Below are 25,195 nucleotides of genomic sequence, written 5' to 3' on the forward strand. Positions count from 1 at the left end.
GCGCGGCCGCCGCTTCGACCTTCGACGTGAAAGGCATCACCATGCACGACGACGCACGCTTCGACACCCGCGCGATCCACGCCGGACAGGAGTTCGACCCCACGACCGGTGCGGTCATCCCGCCGGTCTACCTCACGTCGACGTATGTCCAGGACGGCATCGGCGGTCTGCGCGGCGGGTATGAATATTCCCGCGGCGGCAACCCGACGCGCACAGCGCTCGAGACGCAGCTCGCCGCACTCGAGGGCGGCATCCGCGGACTCTCGTTCGCCTCGGGCCTCGCGGCCGAGGATGCGCTGCTGCGCACCGCGCTCCGCCCGGGTGACCACGTCGTGATCGGCAACGACGTCTACGGCGGCACGCACCGGCTCATCCGCCGGATCTTCGGCGACTGGGGCGTCACCCACTCGACCGTCGACACCAGCGACCTCGACGCCGTCCGTGGCGCCGTCGAGCTCGGCACGACGAAGGTGCTGTGGGTCGAGACGCCCTCGAACCCGCTCATGAAGATCTCCGACGTCGCCGCGCTCGCCGAGCTCGGCCAGGAGGCCGGCCTGCTGACCGTCGTCGACAACACGTTCGCGAGCCCGGCGCTGCAGCAGCCGATCTCGCTCGGCGCCGACGTCGTCGTGCATTCGACGACCAAGTACCTGGGCGGCCACTCCGACCTCATCGGCGGCGCGCTCGTGTTCGCCGCCGGCCAGGAGGAGCTCGCCGAGCAGGTCGGCTTCACGCAGTTCGCGGCCGGCGCCGTGTCGAGCCCCTTCGACGCGTTCCTCACGTCACGCGCCATCAAGACCCTGAGCGTCCGGATGCAGCGCCACAGCGAGAACGCCCTCGCGATCGCGGAGCGCCTCGCAGCCCACCCGGGCGTCGCCCGCGTCTTCTACCCCGGGCTCGCCTCGCATCCCGGGCACGAGCTCGCCGCCCGCCAGATGTCGGGCTTCGGCGGCATGCTCTCGATCGAGCTCGCCGGCGGCGGCGAGGCCGCCCACCGGTTCGCGGAGTCGACCGAGCTGTTCCAACTCGCCGAGTCGCTCGGTGGCGTCGAGTCGCTCGTGAACCACCCCTGGTCGATGACGCATGCGTCGGTGCGCGGCACCGACGCCGAGGTGCCCGAGTCGATCGTCCGGCTCTCGGTCGGTATCGAGGACGTCGACGACCTGCTGGCCGACATCGACGCGGCGCTCGCGCGCCTCTAGGCCGGGCAGCCCGCAAGTCGTCGCGCGACCCGCGCCGACGCCTCGGATCCGAGCCGTGGGCGGTGCCGCTGCTCGGCGAGGAAGTAGGCGAGCACCGGCACGTCCCGTGCGTCCCCTCGGATGCGGATCCGCACGGTGCTGCCGGCACCGACGGTGATGCCGAGCCGTTCGGCCGCGGAGCGGCGGACGACGAGGGCCGGACGCCCGTCCTCCGGGTCGGGGCTTGGTTCGACCGCCTCGACGTCGGCCCACTCGAACGCCGTCGGCGCCTCCCGCATGCGCGGCTTCCGCGCGCCGGGGCCGTGCAGGACGTCGCGGATCGTGTGCACCGTGAGGAACTCGGGTGCGAGCGTCAGGATGGCCGCGGGCGCTCGGTGCTTCCGCGTCTCGCGCACGACGTACGGGACGCCGCCCACCGCGATCGCGAGGAAGACGAGGCCGATCAGCCCGTACATCCACGCCGGCCCCGAGAGGGTGACGGCGCGCGCGGGCCCGCCGTCGAGCGTCGTGCCCCACCCGGTCGAGAGCCCCGCGACGACGGCGGGCACGAGCCAGCTCGCGGCGACCGCGAGCAGCGCGATGAGCGTGAACAGCAGGACGAGGAGCTGCGGCAGCCATGACGAGTGCCCGACGCGCTCGAGCGCGGGCGGCTGGGTCGACGTCTGCCATCGGTAGGCGGCGGCGTCGCGCGCCGCTGCGCGGTGACGGGCACGGGTTCGCGGCACGGCTCCATCGTATGGCGGGCGAATGGTCGCGCTCGTGACGGCAGGCTGGCCGGATGTTATCGGACATCGACATTCCGAGGCCGGTGGTCGAGTGCGCGGATGCTCCAGACTGAGCGGGTGAGTTCGCGAACGGATGCCCCGGTCTCGACGCCGAACGTCGACGCGCCCGCGCACGGGACGGCGCACGGCACGCTCGGGCTCGGTCAGGGGACGGCGCTGTACGTCGCGAGCGTGCTCGGAACGGGCATCCTCGTGCTGCCCGGGCTCGCGGCGGCGGCGGCCGGGCCGGCCTCGATCGTCGCCGTCGCGGCCGTACTCGTCCTCTCGGTGCCACTCGCGGGCACCTTCGCGGCGCTCGCCGCACGGTTCCCGGACGCGGGCGGTGTCGCCAGCTACGTCAGGCGCGCCCTCGGCCCGACCGCCGCGCGCATGACCGGCTACTGGTTCTACTTCGGGGTCTGCGTCGGGGCGCCGGTCGTGGCCGTCCTCGGCGGTGAGTATGTGGTGGCGGTGCTCGGCGTCGACCGCGCGGCCGTGCCGATCATCGGGTTCGCGCTCTTCGTGCCGCCGTTCATCGCGAACTGGTTCGGCGTGCGCATCGCCGGGTGGGTGCAGTTCGTGCTCACCGGTCTGCTGCTCGCCGTCGTGATCGGCGTCGTCGCTGCGACGTTCCCCGCCGCGGATGCCGCGAACTTCGAACCGTTCCTGCCGCACGGCTGGGCGGGCGTGGGGCTGGCGATCAGCCTGTTCGTCTGGGCGTTCGCGGGGTGGGAGGTCGGCACCCACATCGCCGGCGAGTTCCGCGACCCGCGTCGCACCATCCCGATCGCCACAGCCATCGCGATCGTCATCGTCGGGCTCGGCTACCTGTCGTTGCAGTTCGTGACCGTGGCGGTGCTCGGCGAACAGGCCGGTGACGGGCAGGTGCCGTTGCTGGCGCTCGTCGAGTCCACCGCGCCGGGCGTCGGATCGGTGCTCGTCGCGATCGTCGCCGGAATCGTCAGCCTGGGTGTGGTGAACGCCTACCTTCCGGCCTTCGGCAAGCTCGGCGCGGCCCTCGGGCGCGACGGCGACCTGCCCCGGTTCCTCGCAAAAGGCGCCGCCGACGGTGAGATCCCGCGCCGCTCGCTTGCCCTGACCGGTGCGCTCATCGTCGTCTATTTCGGACTCATGCTGCTGAACGGGCTCGACCTGACCGCGTTCATCCTGATCCACACCAGCAACATGGTCGCGATCTACGCCGCCGGGATGCTCGCCGCGACGCTGCTGCTGCGCCGTTGGAGCGTCGGCTGGTGGCTCGCGGTCGTCGCAACCGTGATGACCGCGGGGCTCCTCGTGCTCGCCTGGCAGAACCTGCTGGTGCCGCTCGTGCTCGCCGTGGCATCCGTCGCCGTGACCGTCGTGCGCCGCGTGCGCGGCCGCACGCCCTGAGCCATCGCGCGATGCGCGAATGTGGCATCCGATCGCGCTGTGCGTGAGGATGGAGCAATGACCGTTCCCGAGTACGCGCTGCGCGACGGCAACCGGATCCCCGCCCTCGGCCTCGGCACGTACGGGCTCGACGACGAAGTGGGCGTCGAGGCCGTCCTCTCAGCCATCGACGACGGCTACCGCCTCATCGACACCGCCTACAACTACGGCAATGAGGCCGCGGTGGGGGAGGCGCTCCGACGCACCAGCGTCGACCGCTCGGACCTTGTCATCACGACGAAGCTGCCCGGCCGGCACCACGGCACCGACGAGACGCTCGCGAGCTTCGAGGAGTCGAGGCGGCGACTCGGCCTCGAGTGGGTCGACCTGTACCTGATCCACTGGCCGAACCCGAGTGTCGACCGCTACGTCGAGACGTGGCGCACCATGATCACGCTGCGCGAGAAGGGCCTCGTGCGGTCGATCGGCGTGTCGAACTTCACCGAGGGCATGCTCAGACGCCTCCTCGACGAGACGGGGCTCATGCCCGTGGTGAACCAGGTGGAGCTGCACCCGTACTTCCCGCAGGCGGCGCTGCGCGACTTCCACGACGAGTACGGCATCAGGACCGAGAGCTGGAGCCCGCTCGCGAAGCGCAGCGAGCTCCTGCGGGAACCCGTGATCACCGAGCTCGCCGCCCGGTACGGTGTGACGCCGGCGCAGCTCGTGCTGCGCTGGCACGTCGAACTCGAGTCGATCCCGATCCCGAAGTCGGCTGACGCCGAGCGGCGGCGCACGAACCTCGACGTGTTCGGCTTCCAGCTCCTGCCGGAGGACGTCGAGGCCATCTCGTCGCTCGAGCGCGGACGTCTGAACGACGCCGACCCCGAGGTACACGAGGAGATGTGACCGAGGCGACCCCGCGCGAGTCCGGCGCGCCCGGCGGCCCAGCTGCCACCGAGCGCCCGGACGGGGTGTTCTCGGCTCGCTTCCGCTGGCTCAGCCTCGGGATGTTCGCGCTCGTCTTCCTCGCGGCGTTCGAGACCCTCGCGGTGACGACCGTGATGCCGCTGATCGCCGACGAGCTCGACGGCTGGTCCCTGTTCGCGGTCGCCTTCGCGATCCCGCTCGCCTCGGGCGTCGTCGGCATGGTGATCGCCGGCAACTGGTCCGATCGCGATGGGCCGATGGCGCCGCTCATCGCCTCGGCCATCATCTGGCTCATCGGCGTGCTGATCGCCGGAACGGCGACCGACATGGTCGTGTTCGTCATCGGACGGTTCGTCCACGGGTTCGCGGGCGCCGCCGTCATCGTCCCGCTCTATGTGATCGTCGCGCGGAAGTACCCGGAGTACCTCAGAGCCAAGGTGTTCGCGGGCTTCGCCGCGGCGTGGGTGATCCCGTCGATCGTCGGCCCCACCCTCGCCGGGCTGGTCGCCGAGGCGACGAGCTGGCACTGGGTGTTCCTCGGCGTCGCCGTGCTCGCGCTGCCGGTCAGCGTCATGGTGCTGGTGCCGCTCATCCGCGCGCGCCAGGAGCTCGCCGGCGACCGCGATGTGCCGTGGAGTGTACGACGCATCCTCTGGTCGCTCCTGGCTGCGGCAGCGGCGCTCGCGCTCGGCCTCGCGAAGGACCTCGGCGATCCGTGGCGCTGGGTGGCCGCGCCGATCGCGATCGTCGTGGTGCTCATCGCCGTCCGACCGCTCCTGCCCCCGGGAACCCTGTCCGGTCGCCGGGGTCTGCCCGCCACGGTGCTCATGCGCGCCATCGTCGCGGCGGCGTTCTTCGCGACGGAGGTCTATCTGCCCGCGTTCTTCCGCGACACGTACGAGATGCGGCCGAGCGTCGCCGGTGCCGTGCTCACGGGCGCCGGGGTGAGCTGGGCGGTCGCCAGCTGGCTGCAGGGGAAGCTCGACCGGGTGCCGAACACGCGCGTCGTCCGCATCGGCAGTGGCCTGCTGCTCGTCGCGCTCGTCCTCGTGCTCGCCGGCTCGGTGCTCACCTGGCACCCGGCGATCGGGTTCGTGGCCTGGACGCTCGCGGGCTTCGGCATGGGATTCATGTACCCCCGGTTCTCGGTCGCCGTCCTCGAGCTCTCGCCCAGACGGGAACAGGGGTTCAACAGCGCGGCCCTCACGATCGGGGAGTCGCTCGGGGCATCGGTGTCGATCGCGGTCACCGCGCTCGTCGCGAGCGCGTTCGCGTTCGACTGGTACTACCCCGAGTTCACCGTCACCGTCGTCGTGGCGCTCGTAGCGCTGCTGCTCGCCGGCCGGGTCCGGCCGCCGACCACCTCGGCAGGGTAGGTCGGACGGCGTCGCCCCGCCCCGACGGGCCGCGGGGAGAGAACTTCGGGCAGGCTACTACAATCGGACCGGAAATGTGAACGTGCACATTCACGGGCGAACGGTCGCAGGTGATGCAAGAGTCTGATGGAGGGCGAATGCCGAGCATCCGCGACGTCGCGCGCCTGGCCGAGGTGTCGCATCAGACGGTCTCGCGCGTGCTCAACCAGCATCCGAGCATCCGGCCCGAGACGAAGCAGCGGGTCCTCGAGGCGATGGAGACGCTGCAGTACCGGCCGAATCGGGCCGCACGTGCCCTCGTCACGAGCCGTTCGCGGACGATCGGCGTGCTCATGGCGACCACCGGTGAGTACGGCCCCTCGTCCTCGGTCGCCGCGATCGAGGATGCCGCGCGCGAGGCCGGGTACTGGGTCAACACCGCCAACCTCAGTGGCACCACGCCCGAGGCGATCCTCGAGGGTGTCGAGCACCTCATGGAGCAGGCGATCGAGGGTCTCGTGGTGATCGCGCCTCAGGTCCGGGTCTTCAACGTGCTCAGGGACCTCTCGCTCGGCGTGCCGTTCGTGAGCCTGCAATCGGCGTCCGGGGCGCTGCGCACCGAGCTCGCCGCCGACCAGGTGCACGGCGCGCGCGCGGCGACGCAGCATCTCATCGAGCTCGGGCATCACGAGATCGTGCACCTCGCGGGCCCGCGCGACTGGATCGAGGCCGAGAGCCGCATGCAGGGCTACTTGGAGGCGATGTCCGACGCCGATCTGCCGACGAGGCCCCCGATCCTGGGGGATTGGACGGCCGACTTCGGCTACTTCGCCGGCCGCGAGCTCGCGCGCCGTCGCGACTTCAGCGCGGTGTTCGCGGCGAACGACCTCATGGCGATCGGACTGATGCACGGCTTCCGCGATGCCGGGCTCGATGTGCCGAGAGCGGTGAGCGTCGTCGGGTTCGACGACATCCCCGTCTCCCCGCACGTCTGGCCGCCGCTCACGACCGTGCATCAGGAGTTCGCCGAGGCCGGGCGTCGCACGATGGCACTGCTGCTCGCCGAGATGCGTGGCGTCCACGTCGAGCCCGAGTCCCCGCTGCGTCCGAAGCTGGTCGTGAGGGAGTCGACGACCTCGCCGCTGGCGCTCCGCGCCGTGCAGTGACGGTGCCCTGACCGGGCCGGGCGGGGTCGCCCGAACGTCTCGGAATGGCATCGCTTCGCAAGACGTTCCGGATCGACTTGACACCCGGCGGGCCGAGATGCACGATGGTCTCCGATGTGAACGGTCACATGCCGGCGCATCGAGGCATCAGATTCGATTCCATCGACAGCGAGGTCATACGTGAGCCCGACGTTGCATTCGCCCGGGGTCGGCCAACCGCCGATTCTCGAGATGCGCTCCATCACCAAGGAATTCCCGGGCGTCAAAGCCCTCTCCGACGTGTCGATCACGGTGAAGGCCGGTGAGGTCCACGCCATCTGCGGCGAGAACGGCGCCGGGAAGTCGACCCTGATGAAGGTGCTCTCGGGCGTCTACCCCGTCGGCACCTACACCGGCGAGATCTGGTTCCGCGGGGAGCCGGTGGAGTTCAAGGACATCCGCGCGAGCGAGCACGCCGGCATCGCGATCATCCACCAGGAACTCGCGCTGATCCCCGAGCTGTCGATCACCGAGAACATCTTCCTTGGCAACGAGGTGGCCCGCGGCGGCCGCATCGACTGGGTCAAGGCCAAGCGCGAGGCGGTCGACCTGATGGCGCGCGTCGGACTCGTCGACAACCCCGACACCCAGATCAAGCACCTCGGGGTCGGCAAACAGCAGCTCGTCGAGATCGCCAAAGCGCTCGCCAAGAACGTCAAACTGCTGATCCTCGACGAGCCCACCGCCGCGTTGAACGAGGACGACTCCCAGCACCTGCTCGACCTCATCCTCGGGCTCAAGGGCAAGGGCATCGCGTCGATCATGATCAGCCACAAGCTCAACGAGATCGAGCAGATCGCCGACTCGATCACGATCATCCGCGACGGTCGCGCCATCGAGACGCTCGACGTGCGCGCCGGCGGCGTCGACGAGGATCGCATCATCCGCGGCATGGTCGGCCGCTCACTCGAGAGCCGCTACCCCGACCGCACCCCGAAGATCGGCGAGGTGTTCTTCGAGGTCCGCGACTGGACCGTGCAGCACCCGCAGGCGCCCGAGCGACTCGTCGCGAAGCACTCGAGCTTCCACGTGCGCCGCGGCGAGATCGTCGGTCTCGCGGGCCTCATGGGTGCCGGCCGCACCGAGCTGGCGATGAGCCTCTTCGGCCGGTCCTACGGCAACTATCTGTCGGGCACCATCATCAAGGACGGCAAAGAGATCGTCCTGAAAGACGTCGAGGCCGCCATCGATCACGGGCTCGCCTACGTGAGCGAGGACCGGAAGGTGCTCGGGCTGAACCTGCTGGACTCCATCAAGCGCTCGATCGTCTCGGCCAAACTCTCGAAGATCGCCAAGCGCGGCGTCGTCGACGACACCCGCGAGGCGGGTATCGCCGAGGACTACCGGAAGCAGCTGCGCATCAAGACGCCGAGCGTCGACGCCGGCGTCTCGAAGCTCTCGGGCGGCAACCAGCAGAAGGTCGTCCTCGCGAAATGGATGTTCACAGACCCCGACCTGCTGATCCTCGACGAGCCGACCCGCGGCATCGACGTGGGGGCGAAGTACGAGATCTACACGATCATCCAGAAGCTCGCCGCGCAGGGCAAGGGCGTCATCCTCATCTCGAGTGAGCTGCCCGAGCTGCTCGGCATCGCCGACCGCATCTACACCGTCTTCGAAGGCCAGATCACCGATGACATCCCCGCATCCGACGCGACCCCGGAGAACCTCATGCGCAGCATGACCTCCGCCAAGAAGAAGGCAATCGCATGACCAGCGCGACCGAAACCAGCCCGAAGAAGAAGAGCGGCGGGCTCGCCGACATCCGCAAGGCGTTCGGCGGCGGCCAGTCGACCCTGCGCCAGTTCGGCATCCTCGGGTCGCTCATCGTCATCATCGTGTTCTTCCAGATCATGACGGACGGGCTCACCCTCTCGCCGACGAACCTCATCAACGTCGTCAACCAGTACTCGTACATCCTGATCCTGGCGATCGGCATGGTGATGGTCATCATCATGGGGCACATCGACCTCTCCGTCGGGTCGGTGGCCGCGTTCACCGGCATCGTGGTCGCGAAGTCCATGGCGGATTGGAACCTGCCCTGGCCGTTCGCGATCCTGCTCGGCCTCCTCGTCGGCGTGGCGATCGGCGCGTGGCAGGGCTTCTGGGTCGCCTATGTGGGGGTTCCGGCCTTCATCGTGACCCTGGCCGGCATGCTCATCTTCCGCGGCGCGAACCAGGTCGTCGGCCAGTCCACGACCGTGCCCGTTTCGCCCGAGTTCGGCAAGATCGGGGCCGGGTACCTGCCAGAGCTCGCCCTGCCGCTGAACTTCAACGTGCTGACGATGGTGCTGGGCGTCCTGGGCGTCGCCTGGATCGTGTGGAACGAGCTCCGCCTCCGCGCGCAACAGCGCAAGACCGGGTCGTCCATGGCACCGGCGTGGGTCTCGATCCTGAAGGTCGTCGTCCTCTCGGGCGTCATCCTCTGGGCCGCATGGCTCTTCGCGACCGGCCGCCCGGGTACGAGCTTCCCGATCTCGGGCATCATCCTCGTCGTCCTGGTGATCGTGTACTCGTTCGTCACGAACAACACGATCTTCGGCCGGCACATCTACGCGGTCGGCGGCAACCGTCTGGCCGCGACGCTCTCGGGCGTCAAGGACCGCCGTGTCGACTTCTTCGTCATGATGAACATGTCGGTCCTCGCGGCACTCGCCGGCATGATCTTCGTCGCCCGGTCGACGGCCTCCGGGCCGCAGGACGGCAACGGCTGGGAGCTCGACGCCATCGCATCCGTGTTCATCGGCGGCGCGGCCGTCTCGGGCGGCATCGGCACCGTGATCGGCTCGATCATCGGTGGTCTCGTCATGGCCTTCCTGAACAACGGTCTGCAGCTGCTCGGCGTCGGCGCCGACTTCGTCTCGATCATCAAGGGGCTCGTGCTCCTGCTCGCGGTGGGTGTCGACGTGCTCAGCAAGCGCAGCGGCGGCCCGTCCATCCTCGGCATCTGGTCGCGTCGCCGGCAGGCACGTCTCGAGACCGCCGCCCCCGAAGCTCCCGCCGTCGTACCGACGGCCGGGACGAATGAGACGAGCCAGCCGGCCGACGTCGTGCGCGACTGACGCGCACCCGCCGAATCGTCTCACCACACCAAGAGAGAAAGTGACACATCGATGAAGAGAATCGCTTTGACGGCAACCGCCGTGGCAGCGGCGGCAGCATTGGCGCTGGCCGGTTGCGCGAGCGGCGAGCGCGGTGGCTCCGACGCCGGCAGCTCCGAGTCGGCCGGCTTCCCGGCCGACTCCACGATCGGCGTCGCCCTTCCCGACAAGACCTCGGAGAACTGGGTGCTCGCGGGCGGACTGTTCGAGTCCGGGCTCAAGGATGCCGGGTTCAAGCCCGACGTCCAGTACGCTCCCGCGTCGAACACCGTCGCCGAGCAGCAGAACCAGATCTCGGCCATGATCACCAACGGTGCGAAGGTCATCGTGATCGGTGCGAAGGACGGCAAGCAGCTCGGCACGCAGCTCCAGCAGGCTGCGGATGCGGGCGTGAAGATCATCGCGTACGATCGGCTTCTCGAGAACACCGAGAACGTCGACTACTACGTGGCGTTCGACAACTTCAAGGTGGGCCAGCTGCAGGGTGAGGCGCTGCTCGAGGGTCTCGCCGCACGCTCGGGTCACGACGCCCCGTGGAACATCGAGCTCTTCTCGGGCTCGCCCGACGACGCCAACTCGGCGGTCTTCTTCAACGGCGCGATGGACGTGCTGCAGCCGAAGATCGACGACGGCACGCTCGTCGTCGCGTCGGGTCAGACCGAGATCGCGCAGACCGCGACCGAGGGCTGGCTGGCCGAGAACGCGCAGAGCCGCATGGACTCGCTGCTGACCTCGACCTACGGCGACAAGGAGATCGACGGTGTCCTCTCGCCGAACGACACCCTGGCGCGTGCCATCCTCACGTCGGCCCAGCAGGCCGGCAAGGACGTCACCAAGATCACCGTGACCGGCCAGGACTCCGAGGTCGAGTCGGTCAAGTCGATCATGGACGGCATCCAGTACTCGACCATCAACAAGGACACCACGCTCCTGGTCGAGCAGACGATCAAGATGATCGAGCAGCTTCAGAAGGGTGAAGAGGTCGACGTCAACGACACCGAGCAGTACGACAACGGCGTGAAGGTCGTTCCCGCGTACCTGCTCGACCCGGTGATCGTCACCAAGGAGAACGCTGCCGAGGCATACGCCAACAACCCGAATCTCCTCGAGATCGTGAACGCGGCGGGCTGACCCCAGCTCCCGTTCCACACGCGGCCCCCGCGCCGGCTCATCGCCGGCACAGGGGCCGCGTTCGTGTGCCAGGCGTTGTGACGGCGGAGTGTGAGCGCTAACATCACATGCTGTTAGCGCTCACAATTCGGGACGGAGACGTCGGCAGCATGGGATTCAGCCCTGAGATCGAAGCGGCGATCGGCGTGATTCGCGAGGACGTCGCGCGCTTGCACGGCGAGCTGACCCGATACGGACTGGTGATCTGGACGGGTGGCAATGTCTCGGGCCGCGTGCCCGGCGCAGACCTGTTCGTCATCAAGCCCTCCGGGGTCTCGTACGACGACCTCGCTCCCGATAACATGATCCTCTGCGACCTCGAGGGCAACGTGATCCCCGGGTCGCCGGGTTCCGATCGCAGCCCGTCGAGCGACACCGCCGCGCACGCCTACGTGTACCGGCACATGCCCGAGGTCGGCGGCGTCGTACACACGCATTCGACGTACGCGACCGCGTGGGCCGCGCGCGGCGAGGAGATCCCGTGCGTGATCACGGGCATGGCCGACGAGTTCGGCGGCCCCATCCCCGTCGGTCCGTTCGCGATCATCGGTGACGAGTCGATCGGCGAGGGCATCGTGCAGACCCTGAGTGGTCACCGGTCCCGGGCGGTGCTCATGCAGAACCATGGCCCGTTCACCATCGGGGTGGACGCGAAGGACGCGGTGAAAGCCGCAGTGATGGTCGAGGACGTCGCACGTACCGTCCACCTCGCTCGCGAGGCCGGACCCCTCATCCCGATTCCGCAGGACCAGATCGACCGCCTCTTCGATCGATACCAGAACGTCTATGGACAGAGCGGGGACGCGCGTCGATGAGCGAGCAACGCAGGGATCGAGCGGATGCCTCGCGCGAGGCGATCCTCGCCGGCCGCACCACACTCGGCATCGAGCTCGGCTCGACCCGCATCAAGGCGTGTCTGGTCGACGCCGAGGACCCGTCGCTCGTGCTCGCCGTCGGCAGCCATGCGTGGGAGAACGAGTTCGTCGACCGCCGCTGGACGTACTCGCTCGACGCCGTGTGGAACGGGTTGCAGGCGGCGTACGCGGATCTCGTCGCCGATGTGGATCGCCGACACCACGTGCGGCCGGAGACGTTCGGCGTCATCGGGGTCTCGGCCATGATGCACGGCTACCTCGCATTCGACGCGGCCGGCGAGCTGCTCGTGCCGTTCCGCACGTGGCGCAACACCTCGACGGGGCCGGCCGCGGCCGAGCTCAGCGAGCTGTTCGGCGTGAACATCCCGCTGCGCTGGTCGGTCGCGCACCTCGCGCAGGCGGTCCTCGACGAGGAGCCGCATGTGCCGCGCATCGACATGCTCACCACCCTCGCCGGGTACGTGCACTGGCGGCTTACCGGCCGCAGGGTGCTCGGCGTCGGCGACGCGTCGGGCATGTTTCCGATCGGTGCTGCCCCGGAAGGCGCTGCCCCGGAAGGCCCTGCCCCGGAAGGTGGTGCCCCGGAAGGTGCTGCCCCGGTCGGCGCCGCCCCGGAAGGTGGTGCTCGGATCGCCGGCTCCGCCGCGGCGCACGTCTACGACGCGGAGCTGCTCGAGCGATTCGACGAGCGGTTCGCCGCTCGCGCGTCTGGACTGCGGCTCGCCGCGGTGCTTCCCGAGGTGCTCCCGGCCGGCGCTGCCGCGGGCGAGCTCACCGCGGAGGGGGCCGCGCTGCTCGATCCGACCGGCACACTTCGCCCCGGCGTCGCGCTGTGCCCGCCGGAAGGAGACGCCGGCACCGGCATGGTGGCGACGAACGCCGTGTCGCCGCGCACAGGGAATGTGAGCGCCGGGACGAGCATCTTCGCCATGGTCGTGCTCGAGCGCCCGCTCGCGCACGCCCACGACGAAGTCGATCTCGTGACGACGCCGGCCGGCGACCCGGTGGCGATGGTGCATTGCAACAACGGTGCGAGCGAGCTCGCAGCCTGGGCCGGCGTGTTCACGCGGTTCGCCGAGCTCGCGGCGGGGCGCGACGCGACCGTCGACGTCGACGCGGTCTACGAGCTGTTGTTCAGCGAAGCGCTCGAGGGCGAGCCGGATGCGGGCGGCGTGCTGGCGTACAACACCCTGGCCGGCGAACCGATCGTGGAGTTGCCGGAGGGCCGGCCCATGATCGTCCGAACTCCCGACAGCCGGCTCACGCTCGCGAACGTCATGCGTGCCCAGTTGTACGGCGTGTACGGCACGCTCGCGCTCGGCATGCGCGTCCTCACGGATGAGGGGGTCGCGCTGGACCGGATGTATGCGCACGGCGGCATCTTCCGCACGGCGGGCGTCGCGCAGCGCCTGCTCGCGGGCGCCCTCGCAGCGCCGGTCGCCGTCGGTGACACCGCGTCCGAGGGCGGTGCCTGGGGCATGGCCGTGCTCGCCGCCTACGCGGCGGAACCGAGCGGACGCGATCTCGGCGCGTACCTCGACGATCACGTCTTCGCGCAGTCCGCTTTCGCCATCGCCGACCCCGATCCCGACGACGTCGCGGGCTTCGCGACCTATCTCGGCCGGTACCGAGCCGGGCTCGCCGCCGAGGCGGCGGCCGTCGAGGCGCTCTGAACCGGCCGGAGAGACACCCGGCACCCCACACCATCGCCGCACCGCCGCGGCCGAACAGGAAGACGAACCCCATGCCCCGTACACCGCTGACGACGAGCCTCGACCACTCCGAGGTCTGGTTCCTCACCGGGAGCCAGCACCTCTACGGCGAGGAGACGCTGCGGCAGGTCGCCGAGCAGTCCCAGCGCGTCGTCGAACAGCTGGACGGCGCGGCCGACGTGCCCGTGAAGGTCGTCTGGGTGCCGGTGCTGACCGATTCGGCCGCCATCAAGCGCGTCATGCTCGAGGCGAACGCGGCCGAGCAGGTCATCGGCGTCGTGACCTGGATGCACACGTTCAGCCCGGCCAAGATGTGGATCGCGGGGCTCGAGGCGCTGCAGAAGCCGCTCGCGCACCTGCACACGCAGGCCGACGTCGAGCTGCCGTGGGCCGAGATCGACTTCGACTTCATGAACCTCAACCAGGCGGCGCACGGCGATCGCGAGTTCGGGTACATCCAGACCCGCCTGGGCGTGCCGCGGAAGACGATCGTCGGCCACGCGAGCGACCCGCGCGTGCAGCGGGAGCTCGCGACCTGGCAGCGGGCCGCGGCGGGCCTCGCGGCGAGCCGTGACCTCAAGCTCGCGCGCTTCGGCGACAACATGCGCTTCGTCGCGGTGACCGAGGGCGACAAGACCGAGGCGGAGATCCGGCTCGGCGTGCAGGTCAACACCTGGGGCGTGAACGAGCTCGCCGAGTCGGTCGCCGCGGCGACCGACGCCGAGGTCGACCTGCTCGTGCAGGAGTACGAGGATCTCTACGACGTCGTGCCCGAGCTGCGTCGCGGCGGCGAACGGCATCAATCGTTGCGCGACGGCGCGGCGATCGAGCTCGGGTTGCGCGCGTTCCTCGAGGAGGGGGGATTCGGCGCGTTCACGACGAACTTCGAGGACCTCGGCGCGCTGAAGCAGCTGCCCGGCCTCGCGGTGCAGCGACTGCAGGCCGAGGGGTACGGATTCGGCGCCGAGGGTGACTGGAAGACCGCGGTGCTCGTTCGCATCGCCAACGTCATGGGTGCCGGGCTGCCCGGCGGCGCGAGCCTCATGGAGGACTACACCTATGACCTCACGCCTGGTGACGAGCTGATCCTCGGGTCGCACATGCTCGAGGTGTCGCCCTCGCTCACGACGGCCAAGCCGTCGCTCGAGATCCACCCGCTCGGCATCGGCGGGAAGGACGACCCGGTCCGGCTCGTGTTCACCGCGGACCCGGGACCGGCGGTCGTCGTCGCGCTGTCGGACCTGCGTGAGCGCTTCCGCCTGACGGCGAATGTGGTGGAGAACGTGCCGCCGAGGCATCCGCTGCCGAAGCTGCCCGTCGGACGCGCGATCTGGAAGCCGCAGCCCGACTTCCAGACCAGTGCCGCCGCGTGGCTGACCGCGGGCGCCGCCCACCACACCGTCATGTCGACGGCGGTCGGCATCGAGGTCTTCCGCGATTTCGCCGAGCTTGCGAAGATCGAGCTGCTCGTCATCGACGAGGAGACCACCACGCGCGGCTTCGATCGCGAGGTGCGGTGGAACCAGGCGTATTACCGCCTGGCGCAGGGTCTCTAGGCGCATGGCGCAGGTCCGGGAGGGAGGTCGCGTGGGCGAGACGGATGCCTCGGGCCGGGCGGGCCCCCCGGTGGGCTCCGCCGTCCCGGCCGTCGTGCCGACCATGTTCGACGTGGCGCGCCGCGCGGGCGTCTCGCACCAGACCGTCTCGCGCGTGCTCAACGGGCTGACCGGGGTCGCCGCGTCGACCAAGGTGCGCGTCGAGGCGGCGATCGCGGAGCTCGGGTACACGCCCTCGCCGGCGGCGCGGGCGATGGCCATGCGACGGTCTGGGACGATCGGGCTCATCCAGGCGGGGCGACCCGACTACGGGCCGTCGAGTGCGGCGCTCGGCTTCAACGAGGCCGCGCGGGACGCCGGGTACACGGTGAGCCAGGTGAGCATGCGCACGCTGGACGCCGTTGCGCTGCGCCAGGCCGTTCACCAGCTGGTGCTGCAACGCGTCGAGGCGATCGTGCTGATCGCGGGTGAGCGCGAAGCGGCCGAGGTGCTCCGCGGCATCGATGCGGGCGTGCCGCTCGTCGCGGTCGCGTCCGAGCCCGAACCCGGCATGCACCGGGTCGCACTCGACCAGTACGGGGGCGCTGTGCGTGCGACCGAGCACCTCATCGAGCTCGGGCACCGCAGGATCGTGCACGTCACGGGTCCGGACGATTCGATGGACGCCGCGGAGCGGCGGCGCGCGTGGGCGGACACGATGCGCGCGCACGGGCTCGAGGTTCGGCCGGCTCTGGTGGGGGACTGGCTTGCCGCGTCCGGGTACGAGATCGGCCGGGAGATCCTCACCGAGGGCTGGGCGACCGCGGTCTTCGCGGGAAACGATCAGATGTCGTTGGGGCTGTTGCGCGCGTGCCATGAGGCCGGGGTCGACGTGCCGGGCGCGCTCAGCGTCGTCGGGTTCGACGACATCCCTGAGGCGGCCTTCTTCACGCCGACGCTGACGACCGTCCGGCAGGACTTCGACTCGCTCGGACGCGACGTCATGGCGACCGTGCTGGATTCCGTGCGCGATGACGCGGGCGCGCGCGACCGGACGGCGCGTGTCCCCGAGCTCGTCGTCCGCGCGAGCACGGCGCCGCCGCACGTCGAGTAGCGAGCGACGGCGGCGGCGCACGTCGAGTAGCGAGCGACGGCGCTAGTCGCGTGGCGGCAGTTCCTGGAGCGTCCAGCGGTTGCCGTCGGGGTCACGGAACGTGACGAACCGGCCCCAGGCCTGCTCGTCGACGCCCTCGGCGTCGACGCCCTTCGCGACGAGGTCGGCGAGCGCCTGGTCGGCGTCGGGAATGACGACCTGGATCACGTCGAGTGTGCCCGGCTCGACGCCGCTGCCGAGGCCCTCGCCGATCGCGATCGAGCACGCCGAACCGGGCGGCGTGAGCTGCACGAACCGCAGGCCTTCCATGACGCGCTGGTCGAAGTCGGGGTTGAACCCGATGTTGACGTAGAACTCCTTCGCACGGTCGACATCGGTCACCGGCACGAAGATGAGCTCGATCTTCCAGTCCATGGTCTGCTCCTTCAGAGGGATCGACTTCAGTGGATCGACGCGGGCGGCTCCATCCGACCGCGCTGCGGCCAGTCTGGCGAAGCATCCGGTCACAATCTGTCCTGATGAGCGACGTCGATGCGGTGCGCGGATCCCGGATGGAAGGATGGCTCGCATGGCGAATCACGAGCTGCACATCACCGACGACCCCGCGGCCGACGAGCTGTTGTCGTCCGACCCGTTCGCGCTGCTGGTCGGCATGCTGCTCGATCAGCAGGTCGCCATGGAGACCGCCTTCGCCGGGCCACTGAAGATCCGCGAGCGGCTCGGATCGATCGACCCCGAGACCATCGCGGCGACCGACCTCGACGAGTTGACCGCGATCTTCCAGCAGACACCCGCGGTCCACCGGTACCCCGGATCGATGGCCGGCCGGGTCCAGGCGCTCGCGGCGGCGATCTGGGACGAGTGGGGCGGCGAGGCATCCGCCATCTGGACCCGCGGCGAGCCGTCGGGAGCCGACGTGCTCAAGCGGCTGAAAGCGCTGCCCGGCTTCGGCGACCAGAAGGCGCGCATCTTCCTGGCGCTGCTCGGCAAGCAGTACGGCCTCGCGGCGCCGGGCTGGCGCGAGGCCGCCGGCGCCTACGGCGAGGAAGGGTCCTTCCGGTCGGTCGCCGACATCGTGAGCCCCGAGTCCCTGGCGAAGGTGCGCGAGACCAAGCAGGCCGCGAAGGCCGCGGCCAAGGCGGCGAAGGGCTGACGGATGTCTCGGCGCCGGCCCGCGCTCCGGCGGACTCTCCCTCGCGAGTAGGGGGCCGGAACCGCTCTCGCGAGTGATGTGCGGTCGACCGCCCGATGGGAGAGTGAGCGCATGAGCACGCCCGATGCACCCCAGCCGCCGGTGCCGCCCGCGCCCCCGCGGCCGCCGGCCGTGGCAGAACCGCACGGCCCGGACGCACCGACCGGACCGGACCGACCCGACGCGTGGTCGGTGGAGATCGTGACCTGGTCCGTCGTCGTCTCCGCGGCGGTGCCCCTGTACGCGGTGAGCGTGCCGATCGATGCCGCGACATACGGCGTGCACGTGGCCGTCGCATTCGGGATCGGACTGTTGCAAGCCGGTGCGCTGCCGCTCGCGATGCGCTGGCCGTGGGCCGCGGTCGCGGCATTCCTCACGGGTCACGTCCTGTTCCTCCTGCTCGGCGCCGCCCCGCACGGCGCCCCCTGGCCGGTGAGCGTGCCGCAGATGATCCTGCTCGCGCTCATCGTCGGGCTGCTCGCGTGGCGCGGCGGGCTGCGCCCGGCGCTCGTGCTGTGGCTCGGCGGCGTGCTCGTGCCGCTCGGGCTCGCGTTCCTCCCGGACCGTGGGGCGACGCTCGACGGGGTGGTCGCGAACCTCGTGACGAGCGCATCGGTCACGGCGGTCGCTCTCGGTGCGGGCTGGCTCGCCGACACGATGCGGAGCCGGTTCACCGCCGAGCTCGACGAGGAACGCAAGCTCGGCGCTGCCGAGCACGAGCGCCGGCTCATCGCGGAGGAGCGCACGCGCATCGCGCGCGAGCTGCACGACGTGGTCGCGCACCGTATGTCGATCATCCAGGTGCAGGCGACGAGCGCGCCGTACCGGCTGCCCGGGCTCGACGAGCCCGTCGTCGCCGAGTTCGGTGAGATCGCTGCGACGGCGCGCGGGGCCATGGCGGAGATGCGCGAGCTGCTCACGGTGCTGCGTGATCCCGACGGCGAAGCCGAGACCGCGCCTCAGCCGGGCCTCGACGACCTGCCGGCGCTCGTCGACAGCGTGGCCCGCACCGGCCTGCCCGTGACCGCATCGTTCGACGAGTCCGTCCGCGGCGGCGCCCTCGCCGGGCAGATGAGCTATCGGATCGTGCAGGAGGCGCTGAGCAATGTGCTCCGGCACGCCCCCGGCGCGACGACCGCGGTCGCGGTGCGCGCGCAGGGCGCGGCCGTCGTGGTGACGGTCGAGAACGCGCCGACGGATGCCCCGGCGGGCGCGCCCGCGGATGACGGCGCGGGACTCGGTCACGGGCTGATCGGCATGCGCGAGCGTGCGCGGCTCGTCGGTGGCACGATCGAGGTGGGGCCGACGCCGCTCGGCGGGTTCCGGGTGCACGCCGTGCTCCCGATGTCCGCCCCGCGGGAGGATTCGTGACGATCACGGTGCTCATCGCCGACGACCAGGCGATGGTGCGGGCCGGCTTCGCCGCCGTGCTCGATGCGCAGGACGGCATCAGCGTGGTCGGGCAGGCCGCCGACGGCACCGAGGCGGTGCGCCTCGCGCACGAGCTGCGCCCCGACGTCGTCGTCATGGACGTGCGCATGCCCGGAATGAACGGCATCGAGGCCACCGCTGCCCTGCAGACCCCGCCGCGTTCGAGCGACTACGTGCCCAGGGTGCTCATGCTCACCACGTTCGACATCGACGAGTACGTGCACGCCGCGCTCCGTGCGGGCGCGAGCGGGTTCCTGCTGAAGGATGCGCTGCCCGACGAGGTCGCGCGCGCGGTGCGGGTGATCGCCGCCGGCGATGCGCTGCTCGCACCGAGCGTCACACGGCGGCTCATCGAGGACGTGACCCGACGGGCGCCCGCGCCCGTCGTCGACGAACATCTGCTCGCGACGCTTACGTCGCGTGAGCGCGAGGTGCTCGAGCTGGTCGCGCGCGGCCGGTCGAACCAGGAGATCGCGACCGAGCTCTTCATCGCCGAGCAGACGGTCAAGACCCACGTGAGCAAGATCCTGCAGAAGCTCGCGCTGCGCGACCGCGTGCACGCCGTCGTGTTCGCGTACGACACCGGCCTGGTGCGCCCGGGCTCCTGACACGTGGGTGCGACCGGACGGTCGCGCGAAGCGCGCGGGGAGCATGGCGGGCCGTACCGGGGTAGGGGGGTCGGAACGGCTCCGGCGGGCGATGCTCCGGCTGCAACCGCGTTCCTAACCTGCACCGGACGGGCGGAGAGACCGCCCCGTTCGGAGAGGATCCTTCGATGACGCTCGCCGCCGACCGGACCACCGGCCCGCGTACCCCGGAGCCCTCCCGTGGTGGCCGCGACGCGGCCGTCGACGCCGCGCGCGCCGCCTGCCTCCTGGTGGTCTTCGTGCTGCACGCCATGATGGTGGGCGTCAGCGTGGGGCCGGACGGGCCGGTCCTCGAGAACGCGTTCGACGGCTGGGCGTGGTTCGCGCCCGTCTCGTGGGTCGTGCAGGTCATGCCGCTCTTCTTCGTGATCGGCGGCTACGCGGGGTGGACCGCGTGGCGGCGCAGCCGGGAGCGAGGGGACGGTGCGACGGGCTTCGTGCGCGGTCGGCTGGGCCGGCTCGTCCGGCCCGCGATCGTGCTGATCCTCGTCGTCGCTGCGGGCCTCGTCGCGCTCACGATGGCGGGCGTCCCGGCCGACGTCGTCGAGATCGCGGGCCACCGCATCGGCCAGCCGCTCTGGTTCCTCGCTGTCTACCTGGGGTGCACGGCGCTCGTGCCCGCGATGGTGCGGCTGCATGAGCGGCATCCGGTCACCACCGTCGTCGCGCTCGCCGTGGCGGTCGTCGCTGTCGACGCGACGCGCTTCGCGACCGGCATCGACGCGATCGGCTTCGCCAACCTCGCCTTCGTCTGGCTGCTCATGCAGCAGCTCGGCTTCTGGCTCGCAGACGGCCGCATCGAGCGGATGTCCCGGCGTGGACGCATCCGTCTCGCCGTGTCTGCGCTCGCGGCGTTGCTGGTGGTCACGCTCGCGGGGCCGTACTCAGCGGATCTCTTCGCGAACCTCAACCCGCCGACCGTGTGCCTCGTGCTCCTCGGCGTCGCGCAGCTGATGCTCTTCAGCCTGGTGCGGGCACCACTGAGGCGCTGGGCCGGGCGCGATGCGCCGGCCGCCGCGATCGCGCGATTCGGCGAGTGGGGCATGACGCTCTACCTGTGGCATCTGCCGGCGTTCGTCGCGGTCGCCGGGCTGCTGCTCGTCGGCCATGAGGTCGTCGGGGTCGAGCTGCCCGAGCCGCTCACGGCGCCGTGGTGGCTGAGCCGGCCGCTGTGGCTGGTCGCGGCGGCGCTGGCGACGGCGCTCGTCGTGCGCGGGTTCGCTCGGTGGGAGCGGGGGAGCGCGCGTCGCGGCGGCGCGACCCGGCTCGCGCCGACATGGCGCGTGGTGCCGGTGTGGCTCGCGGTGCCGGCCGGGGTGGTCGGCGTCGGGGTTCTGCTCGTCATCGGGTTCGCGCCGGTTCCCGCGTGCGTCGCGCTCGCACTGCTCGCGGTCGCGCTTCGCGGTGCGAGGCGGCCGGTGGCCGAGACATCCGTCGCCCGCGTGGCGCTACGCGCCTGAGCGTTCGGCCGAGCCCGGGCCCTCGACGAGGAAGCCGGCGATGACGAGCGCGAGGGTGCGTGGATCCCAGAGGTGATCGGATGCCTCGAGCTCGCGTCGCTCGGCGTGCGCGAGCGACGACACGAGCGAGTCGGCCGCAGGCCCCATCACCTCGAGGGTCTGTGCGCCGACGAGCACGAGCACGGGCTGGTCGACCCCTGCCAGGAGCTCGGTGCGCGGAGCGGACTGCGCCCAGGCGAGCGCTTCGGCGTCGGGTTCGAGGCTCGGTGCGATCGCGGTCATCACGGGCCATGCATCGCTCGACCTCGACTGTTCGAGCCACTCACGCGGCATGTCGCGCATGAAGAACTCGACCGTGGCGGCGCCGTCTCCCGCCGCGATGCGGTCGCGCAGGTCGGCGAGGAATGCGGCGCCCTCGCCGCCCTGTTCGGGGTCGAGCGGGACCTCGAACACGACGACCTTGGAGACCGGGAGACCGGCGGCGGCGGCCGCGAGCGCGATCGCTCCGCCCGAGGAGTTGCCGAACAGCGTCACCGCATCGTCGGTGCCCTCGGTGAGCACGCCGATCAGGGCGCGCAGGTCCTCGAGCGACTGCGCGAGCGTGATGGGACCGGCCGCCGGGCTGTCACCTCGGCCGCGCCGGTCGTAGCGCACGACCTCGAAGCCGTGGCCGGCGAGCTGGTGCTGCAACTCGGTCGTGGCCGGGTCGAACGCGCGGAACTGGAAGGCGCCGTCGACGAGGATGACGGGCGGCCCCGAGCCCTCCCGGTCGAAGCCGATGCGCGTGCCGTCGCTCGAGATCGTGAACTCGGTCATGTGGCAAGGCTAGGTCGGCCAGGACTTCGCCGCGAGGGGTCTCGCGACACGCTGAGATGGGCCGGGCGATGTCGGTGGGTGGTGGCAGCATTGCAGTCACAACACCATATGTAGGGGTCGGTGGTCCGAGTGGCCACCAGGTGTCCGGGTCGCGACACGCCGAGGCATCCATTCACAGGCAAGTTTCTCCGAATGGGTCACAGGTGTGGATAACCGGAGGCGAGCGGCGTGAATCCGCGGTCGGCGAGGCGCCGGCCTGGGGATGGGCCGTGGATAACCCCGTGGAAAACTACACGAATGTAACTACTGCATCTTGGGGTCGTTCCGTTCGGTGAACACAAGATGTAGTATTGAAGGACGCGAGCGACACCGCTCGAATCGGGGGAGATCGGCTCTTCAGGAGCCCGTGAGAACGAGGGAAACACATGACGGTCACGGTGTACACCAAGCCTTCTTGCGTGCAGTGCAATGCCACGTACCGCGCGCTCGACAGCAAGGGCATCGAGTACGAGGTGCTCGACCTCTCGGTCGACGAGAGCGCGCTCGAGCACGTCAAGGGTCTGGGGTACCAGCAAGCGCCCGTCGTGGTGACCGACGAAGACCACTGGTCGGGCTTCCGCCCCGACAAGATCTCGGAACTCGCTGACCGTCTCGCGTAATCGTTCGGTTGAGGGCCTCGATACGCTCGCGGGCGCTCGCGACTCCACCAACGGGTCCGCACGGAGGATCAGAGGAGAGAAGATGACGAACCTCGTCTACTTCTCGAGCGTGTCCGGCAACACGCACCGCTTCATCGAGAAGCTCGGGCGTCCGTCGGCGCGCATTCCGCTCTACGCACGTGAGGAGCCGCTGCGTGTCGATGAGCCGTACGTGCTCGTCGTACCGACCTACGGCGGCGGTGACGGCAACGGCGCCGTGCCGAAGCAGGTCATCAAGTTCTTGAACGACCCGGCGAACCGTGGGCTGCTGCGTGGCGTGATCGCCGCCGGCAACACCAACTTCGGCACCGCATACGGGCTTGCGGGCGACATCATCGCCCGCAAGACCGGCGTGCCGCACCTGTACAGATTCGAAGTATTCGGAACACCAGACGACGTGCGCGCCGTCAATGAGGGATTGGAAGCATTTTGGTTGAAGCAGCTGACGGCGTAGCGCTCATCGAGGCTCCGCGCCAGGCGATGGACTACCACTCGCTGAACGCGATGCTGAACCTGTACGGCCCGAACGGCGAGATCCAGTTCGACAAAGACCGCGAGGCGGCTCGCGAGTACTTCCTGCAGCACGTCAACCAGAACACCGTCTTCTTCCACTCGCTGAAAGAGCGGCTCGACTACCTCGTCGAGAAGGAGTACTACGAGCAGGCCGTGCTCGACCAGTACTCGTTCGAGTTCATCCAGAAGCTCAACGACCTCGCGTACTCGAAGAAGTTCCGCTTCGAGACGTTCCTCGGCGCGTTCAAGTACTACACGAGCTACACGCTCAAGACCTTCGACGGCAAGCGCTACCTCGAGCGCTTCGAAGACCGCGTCGTGATGACCGCGCTCGGCCTCGCGCAGGGCGACGAGCAGCTCGCCGTGAACCTCGTCGAAGAGATCATCGGCGGTCGCTTCCAGCCGGCGACGCCCACCTTCCTCAACACGGGCAAGGCGCAGCGCGGTGAGCTCGTCTCGTGCTTCCTGCTGCGCATCGAGGACAACATGGAGTCGATCTCGCGCGGGATCAACTCGGCGCTGCAGCTCTCCAAGCGCGGTGGCGGCGTGGCGCTGTCGCTCTCGAACATCCGCGAGGCCGGTGCGCCGATCAAGCAGATCGAGAACCAGTCGTCGGGCATCATCCCCGTCATGAAGCTGCTCGAGGACAGCTTCAGCTACGCGAACCAGCTCGGAGCCCGGCAGGGCGCCGGTGCCGTGTACCTGAACGCGCACCACCCCGACATCATGCGGTTCCTCGACACGAAGCGTGAGAACGCCGACGAGAAGATCCGCATCAAGACGCTCTCGCTCGGCGTCGTCGTGCCCGACATCACCTTCGAGCTCGCGAAGAACGGCGAGGACATGTACCTCTTCTCGCCGTACGACGTCGAGCGCGTGTACGGCACGCCGTTCGGTGACATCTCGATCACCGAGAAGTACCGCGAGATGGTCGACGACCCGCGCATCAAGAAGACGAAGATCAACGCGCGCGAGTTCTTCCAGACGATCGCCGAGATCCAGTTCGAGTCGGGCTACCCCTACATCGTGTTCGAGGACACGGTGAACAAGGCGAACCCGATCAAGGGCCGCATCAACATGTCGAACCTGTGCTCTGAGATCCTGCAGGTCAACACGCCGACGACGTATAACGAAGACCTCTCGTACAACGAGATCGGCAAGGACATCAGCTGCAACCTCGGTTCGCTGAACATCGCGCTCACCATGGACTCGCCCGACTTCGGCAAGACCATCGACACCGCCATCCGCGGCCTCACGGCCGTGTCGAACATGAGCCACATCCGCTCGGTGCGTTCGATCGAAGACGGCAATGACAAGTCGCACGCCATCGGGCTCGGCCAGATGAACCTGCACGGCTACCTCGCCCGTGAGCGCATCTTCTACGGCAGCGAAGAGGGCATCGACTTCACGAACATCTACTTCTACACGGTGCTGTTCCACGCGCTGCGCGCGTCGAACGCCATCGCGAAGGAGCGCGGTGAGACGTTCGACGGCTTCGCCGACTCGAAGTACGCGTCGGGTGAGTTCTTCGACAAGTACACCGAGCAGGCGTGGGTGCCCGCGACCGCCAAGGTCACGCAGCTGTTCGCCGACGCGAACGTGCACATCCCGACGCAGCAGGACTGGCTCGAGCTGAAGGCGTCGATCCAGCAGCACGGCATCTACAACCAGAACCTGCAGGCGGTGCCGCCGACCGGCTCGATCTCGTACATCAACAACTCGACGGCCTCGATCCACCCGATCGCGTCGAAGATCGAGATCCGCAAGGAAGGCAAGCTCGGCCGCGTCTACTACCCGGCGGCGTTCATGACGAACGACAACCTCGAGTACTACCAGGACGCGTACGAGATCGGCTACGAGAAGGTCATCGACACCTACGCTGCGGCGACGCAGCACGTCGACCAGGGCCTCTCGCTCACGCTGTTCTTCAAGGACACCGCGACGACCCGCGACATCAACAAGGCGCAGATCTACGCCTGGCGCAAGGGGATCAAGACGATCTACTACATCCGCCTGCGCCAGATGGCTCTCGAGGGCACGGACATGTCCGAGTGCGTCAGCTGCATGCTCTGAGTCCGAGACATCCGATCGCTTTCCAAGGAAC

General features: G+C 69.5%; 22 protein-coding genes. 19 read left to right on the forward strand and 3 right to left on the reverse strand.

Going from position 1 to position 25,195, the window contains the following annotated elements; genetic code table 11:
- Positions 1 to 41: 41 nt before the first annotated feature.
- The gene (locus QU602_RS03565) at positions 42 to 1,202 is read left to right on the forward strand and encodes a cystathionine gamma-synthase (protein WP_308798798.1); all 1,161 of its coding nucleotides are present in this window, start codon (positions 42 to 44) and stop codon (positions 1,200 to 1,202) included.
- Here QU602_RS03565 and QU602_RS03570 read toward each other — a convergent pair.
- On the reverse strand, positions 1,199 to 1,927 hold the full coding sequence (locus QU602_RS03570) for a hypothetical protein (protein WP_308798800.1): 729 nt from the start codon (positions 1,925 to 1,927) through the stop codon (positions 1,199 to 1,201). The two genes, QU602_RS03565 and QU602_RS03570, sit on opposite strands and share 4 nt — an antisense overlap.
- A 117-nt stretch (positions 1,928 to 2,044) precedes the next feature.
- Here QU602_RS03570 and QU602_RS03575 point away from each other — a divergent pair, with 117 nt between their 5' ends.
- The 11 genes from QU602_RS03575 to QU602_RS03625 all read left to right on the forward strand — a co-directional run bounded on the left by QU602_RS03575 (position 2,045) and on the right by QU602_RS03625 (position 16,334).
- The gene (locus QU602_RS03575) at positions 2,045 to 3,358 is read left to right on the forward strand and encodes an APC family permease (RefSeq protein WP_308798801.1); all 1,314 of its coding nucleotides are present in this window, start codon (positions 2,045 to 2,047) and stop codon (positions 3,356 to 3,358) included.
- A 57-nt stretch (positions 3,359 to 3,415) separates the two neighbouring features.
- On the forward strand, positions 3,416 to 4,246 hold the full coding sequence (locus QU602_RS03580; protein WP_308798802.1) for an aldo/keto reductase: 831 nt from the start codon (positions 3,416 to 3,418) through the stop codon (positions 4,244 to 4,246).
- Complete coding sequence (locus QU602_RS03585; protein ID WP_308798804.1) at positions 4,243 to 5,643, forward strand: MFS transporter; 1,401 nt, start codon at positions 4,243 to 4,245, stop codon at positions 5,641 to 5,643. The genes QU602_RS03580 and QU602_RS03585 overlap by 4 nt, the downstream gene beginning before the upstream one ends.
- Positions 5,644 to 5,780: 137 nt before the next feature.
- The gene (locus QU602_RS03590) at positions 5,781 to 6,788 is read left to right on the forward strand and encodes a LacI family DNA-binding transcriptional regulator (protein ID WP_308798805.1); all 1,008 of its coding nucleotides are present in this window, start codon (positions 5,781 to 5,783) and stop codon (positions 6,786 to 6,788) included.
- Between the two features lie 231 nt (positions 6,789 to 7,019).
- Complete coding sequence (gene mmsA / locus QU602_RS03595) at positions 7,020 to 8,540, forward strand: multiple monosaccharide ABC transporter ATP-binding protein (protein WP_308798806.1); 1,521 nt, start codon at positions 7,020 to 7,022, stop codon at positions 8,538 to 8,540.
- Positions 8,537 to 9,889: a multiple monosaccharide ABC transporter permease gene (mmsB, locus tag QU602_RS03600; protein WP_308798807.1), complete on the forward strand. Its 1,353-nt coding sequence runs from the start codon at positions 8,537 to 8,539 to the stop codon at positions 9,887 to 9,889. The genes mmsA and mmsB overlap by 4 nt, the downstream gene beginning before the upstream one ends.
- 51 nt (positions 9,890 to 9,940) lie before the next feature.
- Positions 9,941 to 11,059 (forward strand): substrate-binding domain-containing protein, encoded by a 1,119-nt coding sequence (locus QU602_RS03605; protein ID WP_308798808.1) that lies wholly within the window; start codon positions 9,941 to 9,943, stop codon positions 11,057 to 11,059.
- Positions 11,060 to 11,208: 149 nt separating this feature from the next.
- Positions 11,209 to 11,913 carry an L-ribulose-5-phosphate 4-epimerase gene (locus QU602_RS03610; protein ID WP_308798809.1) on the forward strand — a complete coding sequence of 235 codons (705 nt, stop codon included), beginning with the start codon at positions 11,209 to 11,211 and terminating at the stop codon, positions 11,911 to 11,913.
- Positions 11,910 to 13,646, forward strand: coding sequence for a xylulokinase (locus tag QU602_RS03615; RefSeq protein WP_308798810.1), 1,737 nt, complete (start codon positions 11,910 to 11,912; stop codon positions 13,644 to 13,646). The genes QU602_RS03610 and QU602_RS03615 overlap by 4 nt, the downstream gene beginning before the upstream one ends.
- Before the next feature lie 71 nt (positions 13,647 to 13,717).
- Positions 13,718 to 15,241 carry an L-arabinose isomerase gene (araA, locus tag QU602_RS03620; RefSeq protein WP_308798812.1) on the forward strand — a complete coding sequence of 508 codons (1,524 nt, stop codon included), beginning with the start codon at positions 13,718 to 13,720 and terminating at the stop codon, positions 15,239 to 15,241.
- A gap of 4 nt (positions 15,242 to 15,245) precedes the next feature.
- The gene (locus QU602_RS03625; protein WP_308798813.1) at positions 15,246 to 16,334 is read left to right on the forward strand and encodes a LacI family DNA-binding transcriptional regulator; all 1,089 of its coding nucleotides are present in this window, start codon (positions 15,246 to 15,248) and stop codon (positions 16,332 to 16,334) included.
- Between the two features lie 42 nt (positions 16,335 to 16,376).
- Here QU602_RS03625 and QU602_RS03630 read toward each other — a convergent pair whose 3' ends face one another.
- Positions 16,377 to 16,748 (reverse strand): VOC family protein, encoded by a 372-nt coding sequence (locus tag QU602_RS03630; RefSeq protein WP_308798815.1) that lies wholly within the window; start codon positions 16,746 to 16,748, stop codon positions 16,377 to 16,379.
- A gap of 154 nt (positions 16,749 to 16,902) precedes the next feature.
- Here QU602_RS03630 and QU602_RS03635 point away from each other — a divergent pair, with 154 nt between their 5' ends.
- The 4 genes from QU602_RS03635 (at position 16,903) to QU602_RS03650 (ending at position 21,064) form a co-directional block, all read left to right on the forward strand.
- Entirely contained in the window at positions 16,903 to 17,487 is a 585-nt protein-coding gene (locus QU602_RS03635; RefSeq protein ID WP_308798816.1) for an HhH-GPD-type base excision DNA repair protein, read from the forward strand.
- 111 nt (positions 17,488 to 17,598) lie between these two features.
- The gene (locus tag QU602_RS03640) at positions 17,599 to 18,897 is read left to right on the forward strand and encodes a sensor histidine kinase (protein WP_308798817.1); all 1,299 of its coding nucleotides are present in this window, start codon (positions 17,599 to 17,601) and stop codon (positions 18,895 to 18,897) included.
- Positions 18,894 to 19,565 (forward strand): response regulator transcription factor, encoded by a 672-nt coding sequence (locus tag QU602_RS03645; RefSeq protein WP_308798818.1) that lies wholly within the window; start codon positions 18,894 to 18,896, stop codon positions 19,563 to 19,565. The genes QU602_RS03640 and QU602_RS03645 overlap by 4 nt, the downstream gene beginning before the upstream one ends.
- A 167-nt stretch (positions 19,566 to 19,732) precedes the next feature.
- Complete coding sequence (locus QU602_RS03650) at positions 19,733 to 21,064, forward strand: acyltransferase family protein (protein ID WP_308798819.1); 1,332 nt, start codon at positions 19,733 to 19,735, stop codon at positions 21,062 to 21,064.
- Here QU602_RS03650 and QU602_RS03655 read toward each other — a convergent pair.
- On the reverse strand, positions 21,053 to 21,880 hold the full coding sequence (locus tag QU602_RS03655) for an alpha/beta fold hydrolase (protein WP_308798820.1): 828 nt from the start codon (positions 21,878 to 21,880) through the stop codon (positions 21,053 to 21,055). The genes QU602_RS03650 and QU602_RS03655 overlap by 12 nt on opposite strands.
- A 425-nt stretch (positions 21,881 to 22,305) precedes the next feature.
- Here QU602_RS03655 and nrdH point away from each other — a divergent pair, with 425 nt between their 5' ends.
- The 3 genes from nrdH (at position 22,306) to nrdE (ending at position 25,164) form a co-directional block, all read left to right on the forward strand.
- On the forward strand, positions 22,306 to 22,539 hold the full coding sequence (nrdH, locus tag QU602_RS03660; protein ID WP_308798822.1) for a glutaredoxin-like protein NrdH: 234 nt from the start codon (positions 22,306 to 22,308) through the stop codon (positions 22,537 to 22,539).
- Between the two features lie 82 nt (positions 22,540 to 22,621).
- Positions 22,622 to 23,032, forward strand: a complete 411-nt coding sequence (gene nrdI, locus QU602_RS03665; protein ID WP_308798823.1) for a class Ib ribonucleoside-diphosphate reductase assembly flavoprotein NrdI — start codon at positions 22,622 to 22,624, stop codon at positions 23,030 to 23,032.
- A 26-nt stretch (positions 23,033 to 23,058) separates the two neighbouring features.
- The gene (gene nrdE, locus QU602_RS03670) at positions 23,059 to 25,164 is read left to right on the forward strand and encodes a class 1b ribonucleoside-diphosphate reductase subunit alpha (RefSeq protein WP_308800265.1); all 2,106 of its coding nucleotides are present in this window, start codon (positions 23,059 to 23,061) and stop codon (positions 25,162 to 25,164) included.
- Positions 25,165 to 25,195: the final 31 nt, after the last annotated feature.

It is taken from the genome of Agromyces protaetiae (assembly GCF_030866785.1).
GTDB lineage: Bacteria > Actinomycetota > Actinomycetes > Actinomycetales > Microbacteriaceae > Agromyces > Agromyces silvae.